The following is a 19,255-nucleotide window of genomic DNA, read 5'->3' as shown; positions in this document are numbered from 1 at the left end:
ATAGCGAGAATACGAAGTAAATTGCACTAGTAATTCCGTAAAGAATTTCTCCAAACCAAGATTAATAAATCTAAAATCTACTACCGAAACTTCGGTACTAAAATCCTGCAATCTGCAATCAAATTACTCTTTCTCAGACAATCTCAAAATATCGCCAAATACTCCTCTTGCTGTTACCGCAGAACCTGCACCAGCTCCCTGAATAACAATTGGTCTGTCTCCGTAAGATTCTGTATAAATTTCAAAGAAAGAATCAGAACCTTTTAATCCGCCTAGAGCAGTATCTGAAGGAACAGAAACTAATTTTACTTCCAAAATTCCTTTATCGTTTTGAAGATCTCCAGATAATTCTCCGATATATCTTAAAACGTGATTTGGTTCTTGATCGGCTTTTACTTTTTCGTAAATCGGATCAAATTCTTTTAATTTCGTCAAAAAGTCAGCAGCACTTCCTTCACGTAAGTGTTCTGGAATCAGGTTCTGAATTGAAATTTCTTCAAATTCATTTTGCAAATCCAATTCTCTTGCCAAGATTAAAAGTTTTCTTCCAACATCATTTCCGCATAAATCTTCACGCGGATCTGGTTCTGTATATCCGTTATCAATTGCTTCCTGTAAAACTTCACTAAACGGAACATCTTTCGCAGAAAAATTATTGAATAAATAACTCAATGTCCCTGAAAAAACTCCTTTGATTTTTGTGATGTTTTCACCAGAAAGGTGCAGCAATTTTATGGTGTCAATTAATGGCAGACCTGCACCAACATTGGTTTCATAAAGATAATTCTTTTGATTTTCTGCTAATGCTTTTCTAATTTCTTTGTAAAAACCATAACTCAATGTATTGGCTACTTTATTTGAAGAAATCAAATCGAAACTGCTTTCGATTAAAGAAATATAATTTTCTACAAATGATGCACTTGCCGTATTATCGATTGCAATTAAGTTTTCTAAATGATGTTCGTTTGCAAATGAAATAATATCATTTATGGTATAAGGTTCGCCTTTTGCTGCAATTTCGTTTTTCCAGTCTTGCGTAACCCCATACTTATTCAAAAGCAGTTTTTTAGAATTCGCAATTGCAAAAACATTTAGTTTAATTCCTTTGCGTTTTTCGATTGCCGCTGTTGATTCTAAGATTTGATTAATCAAAGTGCCACCCACTAATCCGTGACCAAAAACAGCAATATTGATCTTTTTAGAAACTCCAAAAATTTCTCCGTGAATTACGTTTAAAGCTTTATTTAATTCTTCTTTTTTAACAACCAAACTCACGTTTTTCCCCGTAACAGTATTGTTAAACAAAATCGGAACAATTTTATTTTTGATCAAAGCGGTATACGGTTTATGAAAAGTGCTCAAATCCTGCCCAATTATCGAAATTACCGATACATTATCTGTTACTGTGATTTGGTTGACATCTTTAGAATAAAAATCATTTTCAAATTCTTTTTCCAATTCTACAACCGCCGTTGTCGCTTTATCGGTTGCTACAACCAATCCGATTCCTCTTTCTGATGAACCTTGAGAAATGATGCTTACACTGATATTGTGATCTCCCATTACTTTAAAAATTCGGGCATCAACACCTGCTTTTCCAAGTAATCCTCGTCCTTCAAGATTTACAAGAGAAACATTTTCTAATACTGAAAGTGTCTTAATTCCTTCCTTTGAAGAATCTGAAGTGATTAATGTGCCGCGATTTTCATGATTAAACGTATTTAAAATACGAAGTGGAATATTCTTTTCTAACAAAGGAATTATCGTTTTCGCATGCAGAATTGTAGCTCCAAAATTGGCCAATTCATTTGCTTCATTAAACGATAAATATTCAATTTTTTTAGCATCGGCAACTAAATCAGGATTTGCAGTATAGATTCCGTCTACATGCGTAAAGTTCTGAAGTTCTTCTGCATTTAAATAATTTGCAATTAACGAAGCGGTATAGTTACTGCCGTTTCTACCTAGAGTAGTTGTGTCGTTGTTGTTGTTGGATCCAATGAAGCCTGTAACTATATTAACCGTTTCGCCGTTATGTTCTTTAAAATAATTGACAACATTTTTCTTAGAAAGCTGTTCCAAAGGCTGTGCATCGCCAAATTTAGAATCTGTTTTCAGCAATTCTCTAGAATCTACAAAGTTGGCAGGAATTCCTTTTTCTTTCAAAATCGCAGTCAGCAATCTGGCCGAAAGTAATTCTCCTTTTGACAAGATCTGATCTTTGATTTTTTTACTGTAATCACCAATTAGACTTACCCCTTCAAAAAGTTTGTCCAAAACATTAAATTCTTCAGACAAATCTACATGCGGATAATCTGAGATCTGATATTTTTTAAAATTCTCTAATAATTCTTTGTAACTGCCGTTTTTTGCCGCAATGCTTAAAATAAATTCTAATTCGTCTGTTGCATTACCGCGCGCAGAAACTACGACTGTAATTTTTTCTCCTTGATTTACTTTATCCGAAATGATAGAAACAACTTTGTTAAGTCCTTCTCCGTTTGCTAATGATTTACCTCCAAATTTTAATACTTTCATTTTATTTCTTTATTGTTTCTGCCTTAAAAATGTCGGCAAGTAAATAGTCTAATTGTTTGTACTCGATTAAAAAAGCGTCATGTCCGTGAATGGAATCAATTTCGCTGTAAAAAACATTGTCTTTAAATTTCTTTAATTCTACAAAGGTTTCTTTGTTTTCTTTGGCTGTAAAAAACAAATCTGAATTAATCCCGATGATATGAATTGAAGCCTTAGATTTTGATAATAAATTTTCAAAGTTTTCTGAATTCCTTGTGATATCGATTGTTTTAAGCAATTGATTCATAAGTTTATAAGACGACAATTGATAACGCTGCTGTAGTTTTTTTCCGTGATGTGCCAGCCAGCTTTCTATATTAAAAATTAAAAGATCTTGATTAATGGTTCTCTTAAATTTTTCTTTGAATGACTCTGGAGATCTGTAACACAGCATCGCATGAATTCGAGCATCTTCGATGGGTCTTGATGAATTGTTCAGGATTTGTTCTTGAAGAAAACAATTGGCAATCAGCCAGTCTGTGGATTTCCAATCGCTTGCAATCGGAATCAAATGTTCTGTGATATTGGGTTCTAATGCTAAGATCTCCCATGCAATACCGCCTCCTACAGAACCTCCGATAATGGCAAAAAGCTGTTGAATTTTTAAGACATTTAAACCCTCAATAAAAATTCTGGCGATATCCCTAGCCGTAAAATCATGAGGATTTTCTACAATATAATCATTGCTTCCGTTTCCAGGAATATCAAAAGCCAATATTGTATACACTCCAGTATCAATGGTTTTGCCTTCACCAATCAAATCATTCCACCAGCCATTTTCTCCGGTAACAACAGCATTTCCTGTTAAGGCATGATTTACCAAAATAACAGGCGCACTAAAAAGAGGCTGTCCTGACAAGGTAAAGCTTAGTGGTATAGAATGATAAGAAGCACCACTTTCTGTGATGAAATCTTGAATTATAATGGGATTAGGTCTATTTTCCAATTTTCAAATCTTTAAATTTTGATTTGTGTGTGGAAATATTAGAAAGAAAGTCTAGAGTATACTTACTAGAAAAAATCTTGTTGTTATCTTTCCACGTTTGGGCGTGGTAGAATGCAGCACCTTCTTCGAATTAACGAAGGGTTGCTAAGGATTCATCGGGTCTAATCCCTCCTCCTTTCTTTATAACATTTCAATACGTGTTTGAACTTAACGGTGCAAATTAACTACTAATTTATCAAACAAACAAATTTTATCGAAATTGTTTGTTCAATTTCATAAACATACTGCAGCAAAAACTATTATACGCAAAAAATTACCGAACAGGAATGCCCAGTAAAATTAAGCAGGTTTTAACCTAATTTATATCACTTCTCAATTTAAATAAAAAGTGTTTCATTTTCTTTTGAATACATCAAAAACAATAAAGAATTTGGTGCTTTTTTTTCAGCATTTTTATCAGCTTCTGCCATTCCGAATCTTGGATGATTTAATTCGTTTGCTGGCGGCGGATTGTTTCTTTTTGCTCTTCTGTTTTTCAAATTAGAAATTTTTTCTGCTAAGTAGTTCAATGTGCTCATGATAGTACGTTTTATTTTAGTTGTGTTTTTAAATCTTTATTTATCTTTTATTTTTTTGTTAAGCTGTTTCACGGAATAAAAAAACCCTTTTGGGATTTCAAATACCAAAAGGGTTTAAGTTTTTAAACTCATTATACTTTTAGTATCAACAGACGCATACGCAAATAAGCGCGACGTTAAACATCTTGTTCATCTGTAAGGATTTATTCATCTGTGACTTATGTTGTGTTTTAAAAAATTTCAGCATTTGTGTAAAAATTAAAAAGCCTCCCAAATATTTTTCGGGAGGCTTTTACTATATATTGTGTTTTCTTACAATTTTTAAGCAATAGACAACCCAGCCTCGGTTATAACCGAAATGGCACAAAACATTTTATTGACTTTTAAGTTCATTTGATTCTAGTAGTTTTTGGGTATCACAAATATGCAAATAATTTTTTTATTATACAAATGAAATTCAAGAATTTAAGTACAAAAAACGTTAATAAACTTTTTTTAACGTCTATTAACATCTTACAAAATTAAAAAATAATGATTATCGAGTAAAAAACCTACAAAAACACGGTTTTCAAAAGCTTTTCTGTATCACTCTTTCAAAGAACTTTTATCTAATATCTGCACATTTTAAAGCCAGACGGCTTCTTTATTTTTTATTTTTTCTGCAATTTTTAAAATATCTGCGATTATTCCTCTCGAAATAGCCTGCTTACAAGCCGGTGCGCTTTGAATAACAATAGGAACTGATGCGTAAGACTGGGTATAAATTTCAAAAATAGTATCCGAACCTTTTAATTGTCCAATTGGCGAATCTGCGGGTTCTGAAACCAATTTGACTTCCGCTTTGTTTTTCTCGACGTCAAATTCCCCAATATAGCGCAAAACATGATTTTCTGCTTGTGTGATTTTGACAATTTTAAAAGATTGATCTACTGCTTCTCTATTCAATATACCATTTTTCTCCAGATGCTCTTCTGTGATAAATGGCTGAATTTGAATATCAGAAAAATCAAAATCCTTACCGATTTCCCGCGTCAAAATCAGCAGTTTTCTTGCCGTATCTTTTCCAGACAAATCTTCTTTGAATGTCGAACGCATTAAACCGAGCAGACTTGCGTCTTTTAAAACAGCAGAAAACGAAACGTCTTCTGACGAAAATCGATTAAAGACATAACTCAAATTATCTGAGAAAACACCTCGGATTTTAGTGATTTTTTCTCCCGAATAATACAAATCTCTTAAAGTCTGCAAAATGGGAATTCCTGTATCTACCGAAGTTTCATACAAAAACTCTTTATCGTATTTTTTTACATTCGCCCTTAATTCTTTGTATAAATCGATCGGAAGTGTGTTTGCCTTTTTATTAACCGCTACGATATTAAATCCGTTTTGGATCAATGTATTATAGTGTTTAACCAATTCATCACTGGCGGTTGCATCTACAGCTATGAGATTTTCGAACTCATTTTCTTTCGCAAAAGCGATGACATCTTCTATTTTAAAAGGAACAGCCAATTGCCTAAAATTGGTTTCCCAGGAATAGCCTACTCCTTCTTTTTCAAAAAAAGCCACGGTAGAATTGGTTATAATAGGAAAATGAAAATCTACATTTTTATTTTCCAGAAAAAAATCCTGACTTTCGATAATCTGATTTATCAAAGTACTTCCGATATTTCCAATCCCAAAAAGGATAATGTTTATTTTAAGCTTTGACATGATTTCTACTATTTTAGTTTTAACCATATAAACGATATAAGTTCATTTAAAATCGGTGCATTTAAATACTGTTGATTAAAATGTTGCGGTAAATCTTTACAGTTAGACATACTGGAGTGAATCGCTGCAATTAGACGCACTGGTGGCGTGTCTCTACCAAATGAACTTATATCCCTTATGTGGTTTTAAATTTTATAATGATGCTTTTCATAAAAAATTACCTTTAGCGCAGAGGCTAAAGGCAATCTTTCAAACAAAAAACAAAAAAACCTAATTTTTATTGATGCTGTATTGCGATTGGGTAACACTTGCAAAAACAGCCTGAAGATCTGCTATCAAATCTTCGATATCTTCGATTCCAACAGAAAGGCGAACCAAATCTTTTGAAACTCCTGTTTCTAATTGTTCGTCATCTGTCAATTGCTGGTGTGTAGTACTCGCAGGATGAATAATCAATGATTTTGTATCGCCGATATTGGCTAATAAAGAAAACAACTTCGTCTCGTCAACTACTTTTTTGGCGGCATCAAAGCCTCCTTTTAGTCCAAAAGTTAAGACACCGCTTTGTCCTTCTGCAAGGTATTCTTTAGACAAATCATAGTATTTACTTGATTTTAGACCTGGATAATTTACCCACACGACCTCATCTTGTTTTTCTAACCATTCGGCCAATGCCAAAGCGTTTTCGCTGTGTTTTTTAATTCTGATTGGAAGTGTTTCTAATCCTTGAATAATTTGAAAAGCATTAAACGGACTCAATGCGGCACCAAAATCACGCAGCCCTTCAATTCTTACTTTTGCAATAAAAGCAGCATTTCCTAGAGCTTCATGATATACTAATCCGTGGTATCCTGCAGATGGTTCTGTAAATTCTGGGAATTTTCCGTTTGACCAGTCAAAGTTTCCAGCATCAATGACAACACCTCCTAACGAGGTACCGTTTCCAGAAATATATTTAGTTAAGGAATGAATAACAATATCGGCACCATATTTAATTGGGTTTAATAAATAGGGTGTCGCAACTGTATTGTCTACTATAAATGGCACTTTGAACGCTTTGGCTTCTGCCGAAATTGCTTTTAAGTCTAATACGTCTAATTTTGGATTCCCAAGAGATTCTACAAAGAAAGCTCTTGTATTTTCTTTTGCTGCTTTGGTGAAGTTTTCTGGTTTTGAAGGATCTACAAATGTTGTAGTGATTCCTAATCTAGGCAGGGTTACTTTTAAAAGATTATAAGTACCGCCGTACAAACTATTCGAAGCCACTATATGATCTCCAGCTTTTAAAAGCGTTAATAAAGTTGTTGAAATTGCCGATGCTCCAGAAGCGGTAACTACAGCACCGATTCCTCCTTCTAGTGCCGCAAGACGCTGTTCTAAAACATCGTTTGTTGGGTTATTCAATCTTGTATAAATAAAACCAGCTTCTGCAAGACCAAATAAATTGGCGGCATGATCGGCGTTATTAAATACATAAGATGATGTCTGATAAATAGGCACTGCTCTTGTTCCTGAATTTTTAGTAACATCGTGTCCTGCGTGAAGTGCATTGGTTGCAAATTTTTGTGTGCTCATGATTTCTTAGTTTTTTTGAATATTGTTAATTATAATAGTATATGTAATGGTTTTTGATATTGATTTTAAACGTATAAATCTTCTTCTTCAAGATTATAAAGCTGCAGCAACAATGAATTTTGACTTTGTAAATACTGCTCTTTATTTAATTCTATCTTTGCTTCTTCTGTCTCGTTTTTTTTGAGAATCTGTTCTCATTAAGTATTGAAATGCGATTGTATTTATATCTAATGTTTTCATGATTTTTAATTTTAAAGTAATGGAATAAAAAAAGCCCTTTCGGATGGCTTACCAAAAGGGCTTTATAGTTGAAACTATAACAAAGATTCGATCTTTCACTTTTGGCAGCAGCAAGGCGGGATACACATTGGCATCTTACAACACATCATCATTTTATTTACTGCTGAATTTTTCATTTTATTTTGTTTTTTATTTCACATAAGCGATATAGGTTCTTTTACATCAAGATTTCTAATCTAGTCCTATATCGTTTAAAATTTTTATTCAATTGTATAAAAAAAACCTCTGCTGTTGGGCAGAGGTTTTATTGTTATCTTGTAGACTTAGTTACTAAACAATAGCGCGCTCTGCGGATAAATCCGACATCATACAGCACATATTTTTAATAACTAAATTCATTTCTATCTTGTTTTGTTTGGCAAATGTGAGAACTTTTTTTCAATCCGCCAAACAAAAAGTGAATTATTTTCTATTACCCTATCAAAATACTATACTTCTGTTAAATTTCTGCATTAAAAAAGAAAAAAAGTTGAACTTTAATTTGCAAATCAAAATGGTTTCATACATTTGCACCCGAATACAGAGGAAAAATTTGAACTGATTGCAACCTCTTCATAATGAAACGGTTCATTATGATTGCCGGAAGATAAATTTCGGCAGTAAAAAATGCTAAAGCAGCCAACTCTCCTTTAGCCTTTTTTAGCAATTATTTTTCCTCGCTAATTTTAATTTATACAAATTTAATACATTATTATGGCTTATTTATTTACGTCAGAATCTGTTAGTGAAGGGCATCCAGACAAAGTTGCAGATCAAATTTCGGATGCATTAATTGACAACTTTTTGGCATTTGATGCTGATTCAAAAGTAGCTTGTGAAACACTCGTTACAACTGGTCAGGTGATTTTAGCAGGTGAAGTAAAATCGAATACATATCTAGATGTACAGAATATTGCACGTGACGTAATCCGTAAAATTGGATATACTAAAAGTGAATATATGTTTGAAGCAAATTCTTGTGGTATTCTTTCAGCAATTCACGAGCAGTCTGCAGACATCAACCAAGGTGTAGACAGAGCTAAGCCAGAAGAGCAAGGTGCTGGTGACCAAGGAATGATGTTTGGCTACGCTACAAACGAAACCGAAAACTACATGCCTCTTGCATTAGATTTATCTCATAAATTATTACAAGAGTTAGCTATTTTAAGACGCGAAAACAAAGAAATCACTTATTTACGTCCAGATGCTAAATCTCAGGTAACTTTAGAATACAGCGACGATAATAAACCAACTCGTATTGATGCAATTGTAATCTCTACACAACACGATGATTTTGACGAAGAGGCTGCAATGCTTGCTAAAATCAAAAAAGATATTGTTGAGATTTTGATTCCAAGAATTATCGCTAAAAATCCAGCTCACGCTCATTTATTCAACGATAAAATCAATTACCATATTAACCCAACAGGAAAATTCGTTATTGGAGGACCTCACGGAGATACTGGTTTAACAGGAAGAAAAATTATTGTTGACACTTACGGAGGTAAAGGTGCTCACGGTGGTGGTGCATTCTCTGGAAAAGACCCAAGTAAAGTTGACAGAAGTGCTGCTTATGCAACGCGTCATATCGCTAAAAACTTAGTAGCTGCTGGTGTTGCTGACGAAATCTTAGTTCAGGTTTCTTATGCAATTGGAGTTGCTGAGCCAATGGGAATTTTTATTGAAACTTACGGTACTTCTAAAGTTAATTTAACAAACGGTGAAATTGCTAAAAAAGTAGAAGCTATCTTTGATATGCGTCCTTACTTTATTGAGCAAAGATTAAAATTAAGAAATCCTATTTACAGTGAAACTGCTGCTTACGGACACATGGGACGTAAACCAGAAACGGTTACTAAAACTTTCTCTGCTCCTGGCGGAAACGAAAAAACGGTTACTGTTGAACTGTTCACATGGGAAAAACTTGATTTTGTTGACCAAGTAAAAACTGCTTTCGGATTGTAATTTAGATTATTAGACTAACTTAGATTTGTTAGACTTTTAACTAAATTATCTCAAATAAATAAAAGGCTGTCTATTCATTTAGACAGCCTTTTTTATGTGGTAAATAGAAATCCATTTTAATCCGCGTCTTTAAGAAGTAAATCCGTTTAATCTGCGTTGAATTGTAACGTTGACTAAACAGATTCGCTGTCGCGAAAACGCGGATGTAAACGGATCCTTTAATTATCGTTCCAATTGAACATTAGGCAATGTCTTCGGACGACCTGGATCGTTAGACAAAATCCATCCTGTGCGGTACATCCACTCTGTCATTTTATGGAGTTTTACGTAGTCGATGTTTTCAGATTCATCCATTGGCGTATGGTACTGACTGTGTAATACGCTTGTGTAAAAAACAGACGGAATTCCTCTTCTTGCATAAGGTAAATGGTCTGAACGGAAATAGAAATACTCTGGATGTTCTGGTCTGTCCCAAAGTTTATCTAAGTCAAATTTCGGCCCTTCGTCGTTGGCTCTTTTTGCAATGGCAACCAAATCTGAGGAGTTTTCGTGAGGTGAACTCGATCCTAATAAAGCCGCTTGATTTACGTTATTTCTTCCAATCATATCGCCGTTTAAAACTGCAATGATATCTTTTTCTGGAACTGTCGGGTGCGCTGCGTACCATCTAGATCCTAATAAACCTCTTTCTTCTGAGCCATGAAAAACAAATAAAGCGGTTCTTTTTCCTGGTTGTTTTTTATAAGCTCTGGCAATAGCCAACATTGCCACACAGGTACTGGCATTATCATCTGCACCATTGTAAATAGAATCTTGTCCGTATTTTTGGCGAACTCCATCATGATCCTGATGTCCGCTGAACAATACATATTCATTCTTTAATTTAGCATCGGTTCCTTCAATTTTTCCAACCACATTTACCGAAGGATATTTATAGGTTTCTGAAAAAACCTGCGTAGATAATGTTTCTTTAGTGTTTTTAAGGAAATCCAACTGATCGTTGTGCAGCCAGAAAACCGGCATCGTTTCTGTTAATTTATCACGAAAACCTTCAATTCCGTAAATTCCTCTGGTCATCTGCGGTTCTACCTGAGTCCAGCTTTGTTCTGCCAGCTCATCTGTAACCATGATTAATGCAGCAGCTCCTTTTTTTACCAATAAATCATAATATTTATTTCGGACTAAACCTGGGTAACGTCTGTCAAAAAGTGAAATATCATCTGCAATTCCTTCTTTAGAAGCCAAAAGCACCACTGCTTTTCCTTTTACATCTGTTTTTTCAATTTCTTGTTTTGTTGCAGCTCCTAAATAAAGTAAGGAAGCATTTACTGTTGTATTGGTTGTTTCGGCAACTAAAACTTCTTTCCAAAGTTTGTATTCTTTTTGTCCGATTTTGAATTTTGTGTTCGAAGTAACCTGATGTCTGTACATATCAAAAAACTGAAAGAAAGTACCGTCATCACCAGCAGGCGACATTCCTGCTTCTTTGGCTTTGTTTGCCAGCCACATAGATACTTTTAATTCGTCTAATGTTCCTGCTTCACGTCCGTTAAAATGATCGGCCGCCATTTGGAACATATCTGTTCTAAGATCTTTTTCAGTTATTGCCGTAACTAATGGTTTTTTTACTGCCTGCGCAAAAGCAAAGCTGCTTGTAACAAGCAAACCAAGGATCAATTTGTTTTTCATAAGTTTAAATTTAATTATTCAAACTTAATCATTTCAAAAAGAAAAACTTTGATTTTTAATAGCAAAAACTCTAAAATGCAATTGATTCTATGCACAAATGGCTGCCAATATTGACAGCCATTGCATTTTTAATAAGTATTATACTTTTAATAAGTTCCGTTTTTCATCTTTTCTAATGTCTGTCTAATATCAGCCGCAGTTAACTCATCTACTATAGTAGTCAAATATTTCACTGCCAAAGTCTGTGTTTCCAAAGCCTTTTCTTTTTGACCGTCTTTATAATACAATTGTGCCAGAGTATCCAAATAGTACGGATTGTTTTTAGTTATAATCAAACTATATTCTGACCATTTTATGGCATCTTTTATAAAGCTGGAATTGGCAGCAATTGATACTACACTCCAAGCAGCATCATTGCAAAGATTAGAATGATATTCTTTGAATACAGCCCAGCCATCGTAAGAATAACTTGAAGAAGAATCCAGATTAGAAAAAATCGTATCCAATTTTTCGATTGGACTTTCTTTTCCTGAAGCAAGCTGATTGTCAAAATAACGGCTAAATTCTTTTAAGAAAGTAGTTTTAGAACCATCATTATCTTCAATCTGACTAATAAAAGCAAAATAATTTCGATAAGCATCAAAACTTCCATTTCCTGAGCTTACTATCTTTTTATAAATTGCAACCGCTTTATCTTTGTTGATTTCTCCTGAAATTCCATCTTGAGGCACATACATATTTTGCTGTAAGGCAGAAGAAATCTCTGTGTAGATATTTCCTAGAGAATGAATTTCGCCTTCTTTAGAAATAAACTCTTGACGCTTTTCTTCAATACTTACTGCATGTTTCAACAAATAATCTATCGCCAAGAAATCGGTATCATTTAAAATTCTTTCTTCATTAAAAAGCTGTTTTGTAAATCCTTGATTTTTAATTTCTTTTACGATAGTTTCCACCAAATACATATCTGGTTTCGAATCTTTTTGATGCGCTTCAATCAGTTTTTTCCAAATTTGCGAAACCTCTTTTTTATCCAAAGCAACTTTTGTTATTGCAAAGTCTGCCTCATTACTACTTTCTGAATCATAATCATACGAAAATTCTAATGCAGACGTAAGATTAAAAGCTTTGATTAAATCTGCATCTGCAGGTTTTTTGCTTTGAATCGTTTTCTCTAGTAAAACTAAAGCATTTGTACGCTGCAACTTGCGATACAAATCTCCATAAAAACTAAACTGATATTGTTTCTCTGAAAGATTAGATTTTGCTTTTGCTAAAACATCTCCATTTCCGTTTAAAACTATAACACTTGGTTCACTTTCTATTTTATTGTTTTTGAGCCATTTTTTATCGTCTTTCCCTGTTAAATAATAATTAAAAATATCATAAACAGGATTGTATTTATCATACATATTATAAGACGCCTCTTTTTCCTGATCTTTTACAAAAGCATCAAATTCTGTTTTTGCAGCTGTATTTTTGCTGTCAGTATAAACAACCAAATATTTACTTTTAGAATCTTTTGTCGTTGTCAAGGCACTTTTTAAATTATTTTCAATTTTTAGTTTAAAGTCATACGAAGTATAATTTGGCGCTTCCACTATATAATCTGCTGGTGGTGCAACTGCAGTACTGTCAACAATTACGTCATTTCCAAAATCATCACTCAACAAAGTATTTTCTTTACCAGGATAAGTCCAATTGGTTACATTTTGAGTTTCAAGAGGTTTAATTTTTGTATTGGTTTTAGATACTATTTCTGTCTGAATATCTTTTTCATTCTTAAAAACCAACGGATTTTTCCCAGCTCTTTCTGCTATTTTTAATTCGTTTGTGTTTTTATCAAAAAATCCTGAGATATTAAGTCCGTTCATAAGATTCGGTTCGTATTTGATACTTATTTCGCCTACATCTTTTGGAATCTCATATTTAGCAACCGTAGTTTTAACATCATAATAACCTTCGTTTACCAAATACAAATAATCTGTACGCTCAATTTCAAAATCCAATGTTTCCTTTTCAAAATTAGGATCTACTTGACTCTGAATATCCATCAATTTTTTATACGTAACTGCCTCAGAACCTTTTTGAGTTCCGATGTAGGTCGAATAATAAGACGGATTTAAATATTTAATTTTAATTTTCTTTGGATTTTTCTCGCGTTTAAATTGCAGATCAAAACCATTATCGGTTTCTTTTTTATTTACAAACAACAACGAATCGCCTTTAATTTGATATTCTCCAGAATAAAAAACCAATTCAAATTTATTGTCTTCGAGCAGATTCAATTTAATCTGTTCTCCTTTTGCAGTTGAAAGATAAGATCCTTTTTCAATGTTTTTTGTTTGCGAAAAAGAAGAAAAAACAACACTAAAAAAAATGGAAAAGCTCCATATATAATTGCGCATTACTATATTTTTTTGGCGGTTAATAACGACTGTAAAGATATTTCTTTCGAATCAAAAACCACCAACAAAAACAATAAATGTAATCAAAATACTATAAGTTATATTTCATCGAAAATATAATATATCTCGGCTGTACAGTGTATTGAGAAACACGTGTAGAGAACTGTGTAAAGTTGTCGTCATTAAGATATCTCGTATTCAATAAATTGGTTGCCGATACTTTATATTCCCATTTACTGTCTTTTTTCTGATAGATTAAACTAGCGCTCAAGAAGTCGTATTCGTTATCAACCGATTTGTTTCCGTTATAATAATGGTAAAATTCATATTCTGAAACGAATGAAAAACTATTTAGAAAATAATAATCCAAACGCGCAAAAGGCTTATCAGTATAAAAAGTAGAGCCGCTGTATTTGTTAACCAAAAGATTATAACCAAACTCGATATTCGGAAGGTTTTTGTAATTTGTAGAAGCTTTAATCGTGTAATTTTGAACGAAACTTTCTGTTGTTGTCAGTTCTTCGTTCTGAATGTTATTGAATTTTGACCAATTAATACTTGCACTTACTGAGGCTTTGTAATTTTTTAAGAAAGAACGACCATAAGTTCCCATTCCGATGAAACTTTCGTCTGCCAAATTAGAATTGTACGGAACAGAAGTTTGATTAATACCGTCAAAATCAGCTTTCGTTTTTACCGCATCTACTTTTCTGGTGTAAGTTGCATTGGCAAAAATGTTCTCAAAATTGAACATATTGTATTTAAAATAACGAAGTGTATGCACTTGTGAGGTTGCATTTTCTAAAAATCGATTTCCGTGGAATAAACTGCTGTAATCGGACAAAACTTTGCCTGCTGCCAATTGATTAATATCTGTAAAATCGTTTGTTAGGGAGAAATTATAAGTTAAAGTTTCTGATTTTTTGATTTGATATAAAGCAAAAAAATCAGGAAGCACTTTTACAAAATTCTGTGAATAATCCGTTCCCAGCTGCGAATTTGTCATTTGATACGTATGCAGACTTACTCCGGGAGTCAAGGTAAATTTTCCAGTTAGTATTTTATAATGAAAGCCTAAAAAAGCATCATTAAAATTATAATTTACATCATTGTTATTTTCAGGATCATTAAGATCATTTCGATCTCCGTTATCCAAAATCTGGAAAATATGCGAATTAAAATTCTGATGCGAATAAGTATTTCCTATCGTGATGTTGATATTACTTTTTGGGGTAACCATATAATAATAGTCCAATTTAGCATCGACTTTATTGGTTTTTACAAAACGGTCTTGATTTAAATCATTTCGCTGTTGACCAAGGGTATAACCCGCCAAATTAAAAGGAAGTGTTCTTAAATTGGCATTGTAAAAAGGATTTTCGTCCTGATACAAATGCTGCATTTCAAAAGCAAAAATATTTTTACTGTTTTTGGTGTAATACAAATTCAGATTCTGATTGATAGAAGTCGGATCTTGTTTTTTAGTTGTAAAAATAGTTTCCGAATTGGCAATGTTTTGAACCACTTGTTCTCTAAGTAAATCAGAGTCTTCGTCTTGTTTTGATAATTTGGTCAAAACATCATAATCAAACTGAAATTTATCATTTGGCTTGTAAGTAGAACTTAGTTTAAAAAGTCCTAAATTATTCTTTTGATGCGTCAATTCGTCTCTTTTCTGCTGATCTCCAGAGTCTAGAATTGTAGTCTGCGACTTAGTTTCTAAATCGGTTTTTGACGAAGAAAGAATTCCGAAACCGCTCAAAGTCCAAGCTTTTGTTGGTGAATACGAAAAATTTGTTGCTCCAAATTTGGTTTCAATCTCTTTCGCACGATTGTTTCTCAGTAAAGAAATTCCAAGATCATTTGATGAAACATTAAAGTTGCTCCCGCCCTTTTTCATCATATTCTTAAAGCCGCCCGTAAACTTAAAATAATCCTGAGCCGTTAAAGGGAGTTCACCAATATTATTAAAATTGGTAATCAAGTTAATGCTGTATTTCGGGCTGTAGTAAAACAATTTAGGGTTAATGATATAACGGCTGTCTAATTCTGCAACTCCAATTCCTGCGGTTACATCTCCAAACCAAAAGTTCTTTTTACCTTCTTTCAGCTTAATGTTCATTGCCACATTTTCCTGATCATTTTCTAAGCCTTTTAGCTGGCTTATTTCATTAAAATTTCGCAGTACCTGAACTTTATCAATAGCGTCTGCGGGAATATTTTTGACTCCGAGTTTGGTATCTCCGTCAAAAAAATCTTTTCCTTCCACCATTAATTTAGATACCTTTTTTCCTTCTACTTCTATTTCTCCATCAGCATTTACCTCAACTCCGGGCAGTTTTTTTAAGACATCTTCTAATTTTCTCTCTGTTCCGGTTTTAAAAGAATCTGCGTTGTAAACTATAGTATCGCCTTTTATAGAAACTGGCATTTCGCGTACAATTTCTACGCCTTCCAATTCAATTCCCAAACCATCCAGAACAATATTCTGAACCATATTTTGAGATTGAGTAGCCACTTGCATTTCTTTAGACTTCATTCCAAGATAACTTACCTTGATGGTGTAAGAAGTATTTGGTTTTAAAGTGAGCTGAAATTTACCTTTATCATTCGTAATTCCGTATGAATCCATTGCTTTTGTTGCATTGTTCACTGCCATAATATTGGCCATTTCCAACGGATTTTTTTGCTCGTCCTGAATGACACCATCCAAACGAACACTTTGAGCAAAAGAAATCGAGGTCATTAATAAAATGACAAAAACAAAAATATTTTTCATGGGAAAAATCTAAAAGATAAATTCTAAAAATTAACGTCTAATCATTACTGGCCCACCGCCTGGTCCACCTTCACGACCTCTATTCATTTCTCTAAATTCTTCCATCTTTTTGATTACCGTTTCGTCGTAATCTTTCTGAGAAATAACTTTTCCTTTTTTAGACGCTTTGATTTCGACTTTATCTTTGGAGTTAAGAACGATTTTAGAACATAAAATGGTCGTTCTTCCATCATTTACTTCCAAAATCAAGCCTGGCAGTCCCCAATAATTTTCTGGACCTTGATTGATTGGGATTTCTGGCGAATACCAAGCTGTTATGACGATTTCTTTTGGCAATTCGAAGTTATCCTGAAAATTAGTTTTGGTTTCTCCAGAAGTTTTCTTTTCGTCTTCTTTTTTGTTATCTGTTTTTTTATCGTCGTTATTTTTAGGTCTTAAATTTCTAAAATCAGTTTTGCTGGCTTCCTTTACCGCCGTGGCTTTATAGCAGGTGTAACCGCCAATTTGTTTGGTTTCCTGTTCTAATTTCCAATTTAATTTTGGCAGTGAATCAACAACTAGGAATTCTTTTCCCATAAACTCTTTATCTACCGTATAAGTTTTGGATTTTACATCTTTATAAAAAGTGCCTCCGCCTCCCATAAAAGAGTTCATCATAATACGCATACCGCCTTGCTGGCCTGGAGCATCTAATTTCTCTTCTTCTTTATAAATAGAAGCCGATTTATCGAAGTTTAGAATGAATGTTTTTTCCAGCATTTGTTTCATACGCTCTTCCATATTCTTTTGCATTTCTGGAGTAATATCACGGTTTGTGCGCATTCCTTCCAGTTTTGGAGCCTGTGTTTTTGACTCGTACACAGCCATTCCTTGAAAGTCTTTTTGAGCTTGCAGCTGTGTACAAACAAGCATCAAAATCATATAAAAAAATATTTTCTTCATTTTATTTTCTTTAAAAGTGAGTAAATTAGAGAAACTTACACTCAAATGTATTATTATTTTTAAAATCTGAAAAATTAAATATATCAATACCTTTAGAGCATAGACAAAACTGCTTATTTATTAGACTATTACATTAAAAAAAGGTTTAAAAATACTACAGATCATTTTAATCTCAGTTTTTTGTAATTTAGTCCTCTTGAAAACCGCCTCTAATGAGTAAAAATACGTTACTTCTATTCTTATTTTTCTTTAGTACCTCGATCGCCGGGCATGCACAAAATTTAACGCTGGAACCCGTTTTAATTTCGAAGCAGCCTAACAATGCAGCCGTTTTTTTAGGATATGATGCTTTTGGATATTCTTATCAGATAGAAAATAATGTATTTAGTAAAATTAAAGGAAAAGAGATCTTCGAATACAAAAATGTTTCGTTGGGAAAAATCACAAAAGTCGATTTACAAAATCCTTTAAAAATGGTTTTGTTTTATGAAGATTTTAATAGCGTTGTTCTTTTAGATAATCAGCTGAATAAGGTTACTGAAATCAATTTTTCTCAGAGTCCCACTCCAATTGTGGTTTCTGCTATCGGAATGTCAACCCAAAATCAACTTTGGATTTATAATACCTTAAATCAACAAATTGGTCTTTTTGAATATTTAAAAAACGAATACAAAACAGTGTCTATTCCGCTGACAGAACAGATCAAATACTACCAAACCGATTTCAATACTTTTTATTGGATTGATAAAAAATACAATTGGTATTCGTGCACAATTTTTGGAAAAATAAGCTCGCTTGGCAAGGTTCCGGCGTTTGACAAAATCCAGATCATCAACAGCTCAAAATACGTTTTCAGCAAAGATAATAAGCTGTTTATGAATGAGATTAACAAATCTGGCGGAGCGGCTGTTTCTGAAATTAAAATTTTAGAAAAAACCTTTGATAATTTTGATTGCAAAGAACAAATTTTATCTATTTTTACAGCTGCAGAAATTTCAAATTATAAAATCGTAACACCGTAATGCACATAGCAATAGCAGGAAATATAGGCGCAGGAAAAACCACTCTTACCAAATTATTAGCCAAACATTTTAAATGGGAACCTCATTATGAAGATGTAGTTGATAATCCGTATTTGGATGATTTTTACCACCAAATGGAGCGCTGGTCTTTTAACCTTCAGATTTATTTCTTGAACAGCCGTTTTCGTCAAGTGCAGCAAATTCGCGAAAGCGGTAAAAAAATCATTCAGGACAGAACAATTTATGAAGATGCTTACATCTTTGCTCCCAATTTGTATTCTATGGGATTAATGACAAGCCGCGATTTTGATAATTATACTTCTTTGTTTGAATTAATGGAATTGTTGGTAAAACCACCCGATTTATTAATTTATTTAAGAAGTTCTATCCCTAATCTTGTCGGCCAGATTCACAAACGCGGCCGAGAATACGAAAACTCTATCTCTATTGATTATTTAAGCCGACTGAACGAAAGATACGAGGCTTGGATTCAGACTTACACCAAAGGAAAATTATTGATTATTGATGTCGATAACATTAATTTTGTTGATAATCCAGAAGATTTAGGCGATATCATCAGTAGAATTGACGCCGAATTGAATGGGTTGTTTTAAAACACCGATTTCACGAATTTACACGAAATAAAAAAATACCTCTAAATAAATATTTAGAGGTATTTTTTTTAAAAGCCTTTGGCAAAACTTAAGACCAAAGCTGCAATAGCTTTACTTAACAAAACAACCACAATCGTTGTCATTTCGACGAAGGAGAAAAATGCGAAA

At 33.3% G+C, this 19,255-nt stretch carries 12 protein-coding genes and 1 riboswitch; of the genes, 3 read left to right on the top strand and 9 right to left on the bottom strand.

Features of this window, described 5'->3' with window-relative positions:
• Nucleotides 1-123: 123 nt before the first annotated feature.
• The 5 genes from thrA to C4F50_RS10220 form a co-directional block, all read right to left on the bottom strand.
• Nucleotides 124-2,538: a bifunctional aspartate kinase/homoserine dehydrogenase I gene (thrA, locus tag C4F50_RS10240; RefSeq protein ID WP_193846564.1), complete on the bottom strand. Its 2,415-nt coding sequence runs from the start codon at nucleotides 2,536-2,538 to the stop codon at nucleotides 124-126.
• Between the two features lies 1 nt (nucleotide 2,539).
• The gene (locus C4F50_RS10235; RefSeq protein WP_193846562.1) at nucleotides 2,540-3,523 is read right to left on the bottom strand and encodes an alpha/beta fold hydrolase; all 984 of its coding nucleotides are present in this window, start codon (nucleotides 3,521-3,523) and stop codon (nucleotides 2,540-2,542) included.
• An 80-nt stretch (nucleotides 3,524-3,603) separates the two neighbouring features.
• A riboswitch (SAM riboswitch) is annotated at nucleotides 3,604-3,712 on the bottom strand.
• A 188-nt stretch (nucleotides 3,713-3,900) separates the two neighbouring features.
• Entirely contained in the window at nucleotides 3,901-4,101 is a 201-nt protein-coding gene (locus tag C4F50_RS10230) for a hypothetical protein (protein ID WP_193846560.1), read from the bottom strand.
• 624 nt (nucleotides 4,102-4,725) lie between these two features.
• Nucleotides 4,726-5,814: a homoserine dehydrogenase family protein gene (locus C4F50_RS10225; RefSeq protein WP_193846558.1), complete on the bottom strand. Its 1,089-nt coding sequence runs from the start codon at nucleotides 5,812-5,814 to the stop codon at nucleotides 4,726-4,728.
• Between the two features lie 270 nt (nucleotides 5,815-6,084).
• A complete protein-coding gene (locus C4F50_RS10220; protein WP_193846556.1) occupies nucleotides 6,085-7,389 on the bottom strand; it encodes an O-acetylhomoserine aminocarboxypropyltransferase/cysteine synthase family protein in 1,305 nt (434 codons plus the stop codon).
• Between the two features lie 993 nt (nucleotides 7,390-8,382).
• Between C4F50_RS10220 and metK the strand changes: the two genes are divergently transcribed.
• Nucleotides 8,383-9,633: a methionine adenosyltransferase gene (gene metK / locus C4F50_RS10215; protein WP_193846554.1), complete on the top strand. Its 1,251-nt coding sequence runs from the start codon at nucleotides 8,383-8,385 to the stop codon at nucleotides 9,631-9,633.
• A gap of 222 nt (nucleotides 9,634-9,855) precedes the next feature.
• Here the strand turns inward: metK and C4F50_RS10210 are convergent, their stop codons facing one another.
• From C4F50_RS10210 to C4F50_RS10195, 4 genes are all read right to left on the bottom strand, one after another.
• On the bottom strand, nucleotides 9,856-11,322 hold the full coding sequence (locus tag C4F50_RS10210) for a M28 family metallopeptidase (RefSeq protein WP_193846552.1): 1,467 nt from the start codon (nucleotides 11,320-11,322) through the stop codon (nucleotides 9,856-9,858).
• A gap of 146 nt (nucleotides 11,323-11,468) precedes the next feature.
• Nucleotides 11,469-13,730, bottom strand: a complete 2,262-nt coding sequence (locus tag C4F50_RS10205) for a hypothetical protein (protein WP_193846550.1) — start codon at nucleotides 13,728-13,730, stop codon at nucleotides 11,469-11,471.
• 91 nt (nucleotides 13,731-13,821) lie between these two features.
• On the bottom strand, nucleotides 13,822-16,509 hold the full coding sequence (locus C4F50_RS10200; RefSeq protein ID WP_193846548.1) for a carboxypeptidase-like regulatory domain-containing protein: 2,688 nt from the start codon (nucleotides 16,507-16,509) through the stop codon (nucleotides 13,822-13,824).
• A gap of 30 nt (nucleotides 16,510-16,539) precedes the next feature.
• Nucleotides 16,540-17,451, bottom strand: a complete 912-nt coding sequence (locus C4F50_RS10195) for a GLPGLI family protein (protein WP_193846546.1) — start codon at nucleotides 17,449-17,451, stop codon at nucleotides 16,540-16,542.
• 212 nt (nucleotides 17,452-17,663) lie between these two features.
• Here C4F50_RS10195 and C4F50_RS10190 point away from each other — a divergent pair, with 212 nt between their 5' ends.
• Together C4F50_RS10190 and C4F50_RS10185 are read left to right on the top strand one after the other, a co-directional pair.
• Entirely contained in the window at nucleotides 17,664-18,473 is an 810-nt protein-coding gene (locus tag C4F50_RS10190) for a hypothetical protein (RefSeq protein WP_193846544.1), read from the top strand.
• Nucleotides 18,473-19,087: a deoxynucleoside kinase gene (locus tag C4F50_RS10185; RefSeq protein ID WP_193846542.1), complete on the top strand. Its 615-nt coding sequence runs from the start codon at nucleotides 18,473-18,475 to the stop codon at nucleotides 19,085-19,087. Before C4F50_RS10190 ends, C4F50_RS10185 begins: the two co-directional genes overlap by 1 nt.
• Nucleotides 19,088-19,255: the final 168 nt, after the last annotated feature.

It is taken from the genome of Flavobacterium hungaricum (assembly GCF_015182285.1).
GTDB classification, from domain to species: Bacteria; Bacteroidota; Bacteroidia; order Flavobacteriales; family Flavobacteriaceae; genus Flavobacterium; species Flavobacterium hungaricum.
This window is presented reverse-complemented; position numbering and strand designations above follow the sequence as displayed.

Excerpts from the sequence above, each read along its gene's own strand:
- C4F50_RS10205 (WP_193846550.1), bottom strand. The coding sequence starts at position 13,730 with ATGCGCAATTATATATGGAGCTTTTCCATTTTTTTTAGTGTTGTTTTT.
- metK (WP_193846554.1), top strand. The coding sequence starts at position 8,383 with ATGGCTTATTTATTTACGTCAGAATCTGTTAGTGAAGGGCATCCAGAC.
- C4F50_RS10225 (WP_193846558.1), bottom strand. The coding sequence starts at position 5,814 with ATGTCAAAGCTTAAAATAAACATTATCCTTTTTGGGATTGGAAATATC.
- C4F50_RS10230 (WP_193846560.1), bottom strand. The coding sequence starts at position 4,101 with ATGAGCACATTGAACTACTTAGCAGAAAAAATTTCTAATTTGAAAAAC.
- C4F50_RS10220 (WP_193846556.1), bottom strand. The coding sequence starts at position 7,389 with ATGAGCACACAAAAATTTGCAACCAATGCACTTCACGCAGGACACGAT.
- C4F50_RS10200 (WP_193846548.1), bottom strand. The coding sequence starts at position 16,509 with ATGAAAAATATTTTTGTTTTTGTCATTTTATTAATGACCTCGATTTCT.
- thrA (WP_193846564.1), bottom strand. The coding sequence starts at position 2,538 with ATGAAAGTATTAAAATTTGGAGGTAAATCATTAGCAAACGGAGAAGGA.
- C4F50_RS10210 (WP_193846552.1), bottom strand. The coding sequence starts at position 11,322 with ATGAAAAACAAATTGATCCTTGGTTTGCTTGTTACAAGCAGCTTTGCT.
- C4F50_RS10195 (WP_193846546.1), bottom strand. The coding sequence starts at position 17,451 with ATGAAGAAAATATTTTTTTATATGATTTTGATGCTTGTTTGTACACAG.
- C4F50_RS10185 (WP_193846542.1), top strand. The coding sequence starts at position 18,473 with ATGCACATAGCAATAGCAGGAAATATAGGCGCAGGAAAAACCACTCTT.
- C4F50_RS10190 (WP_193846544.1), top strand. The coding sequence starts at position 17,664 with ATGAGTAAAAATACGTTACTTCTATTCTTATTTTTCTTTAGTACCTCG.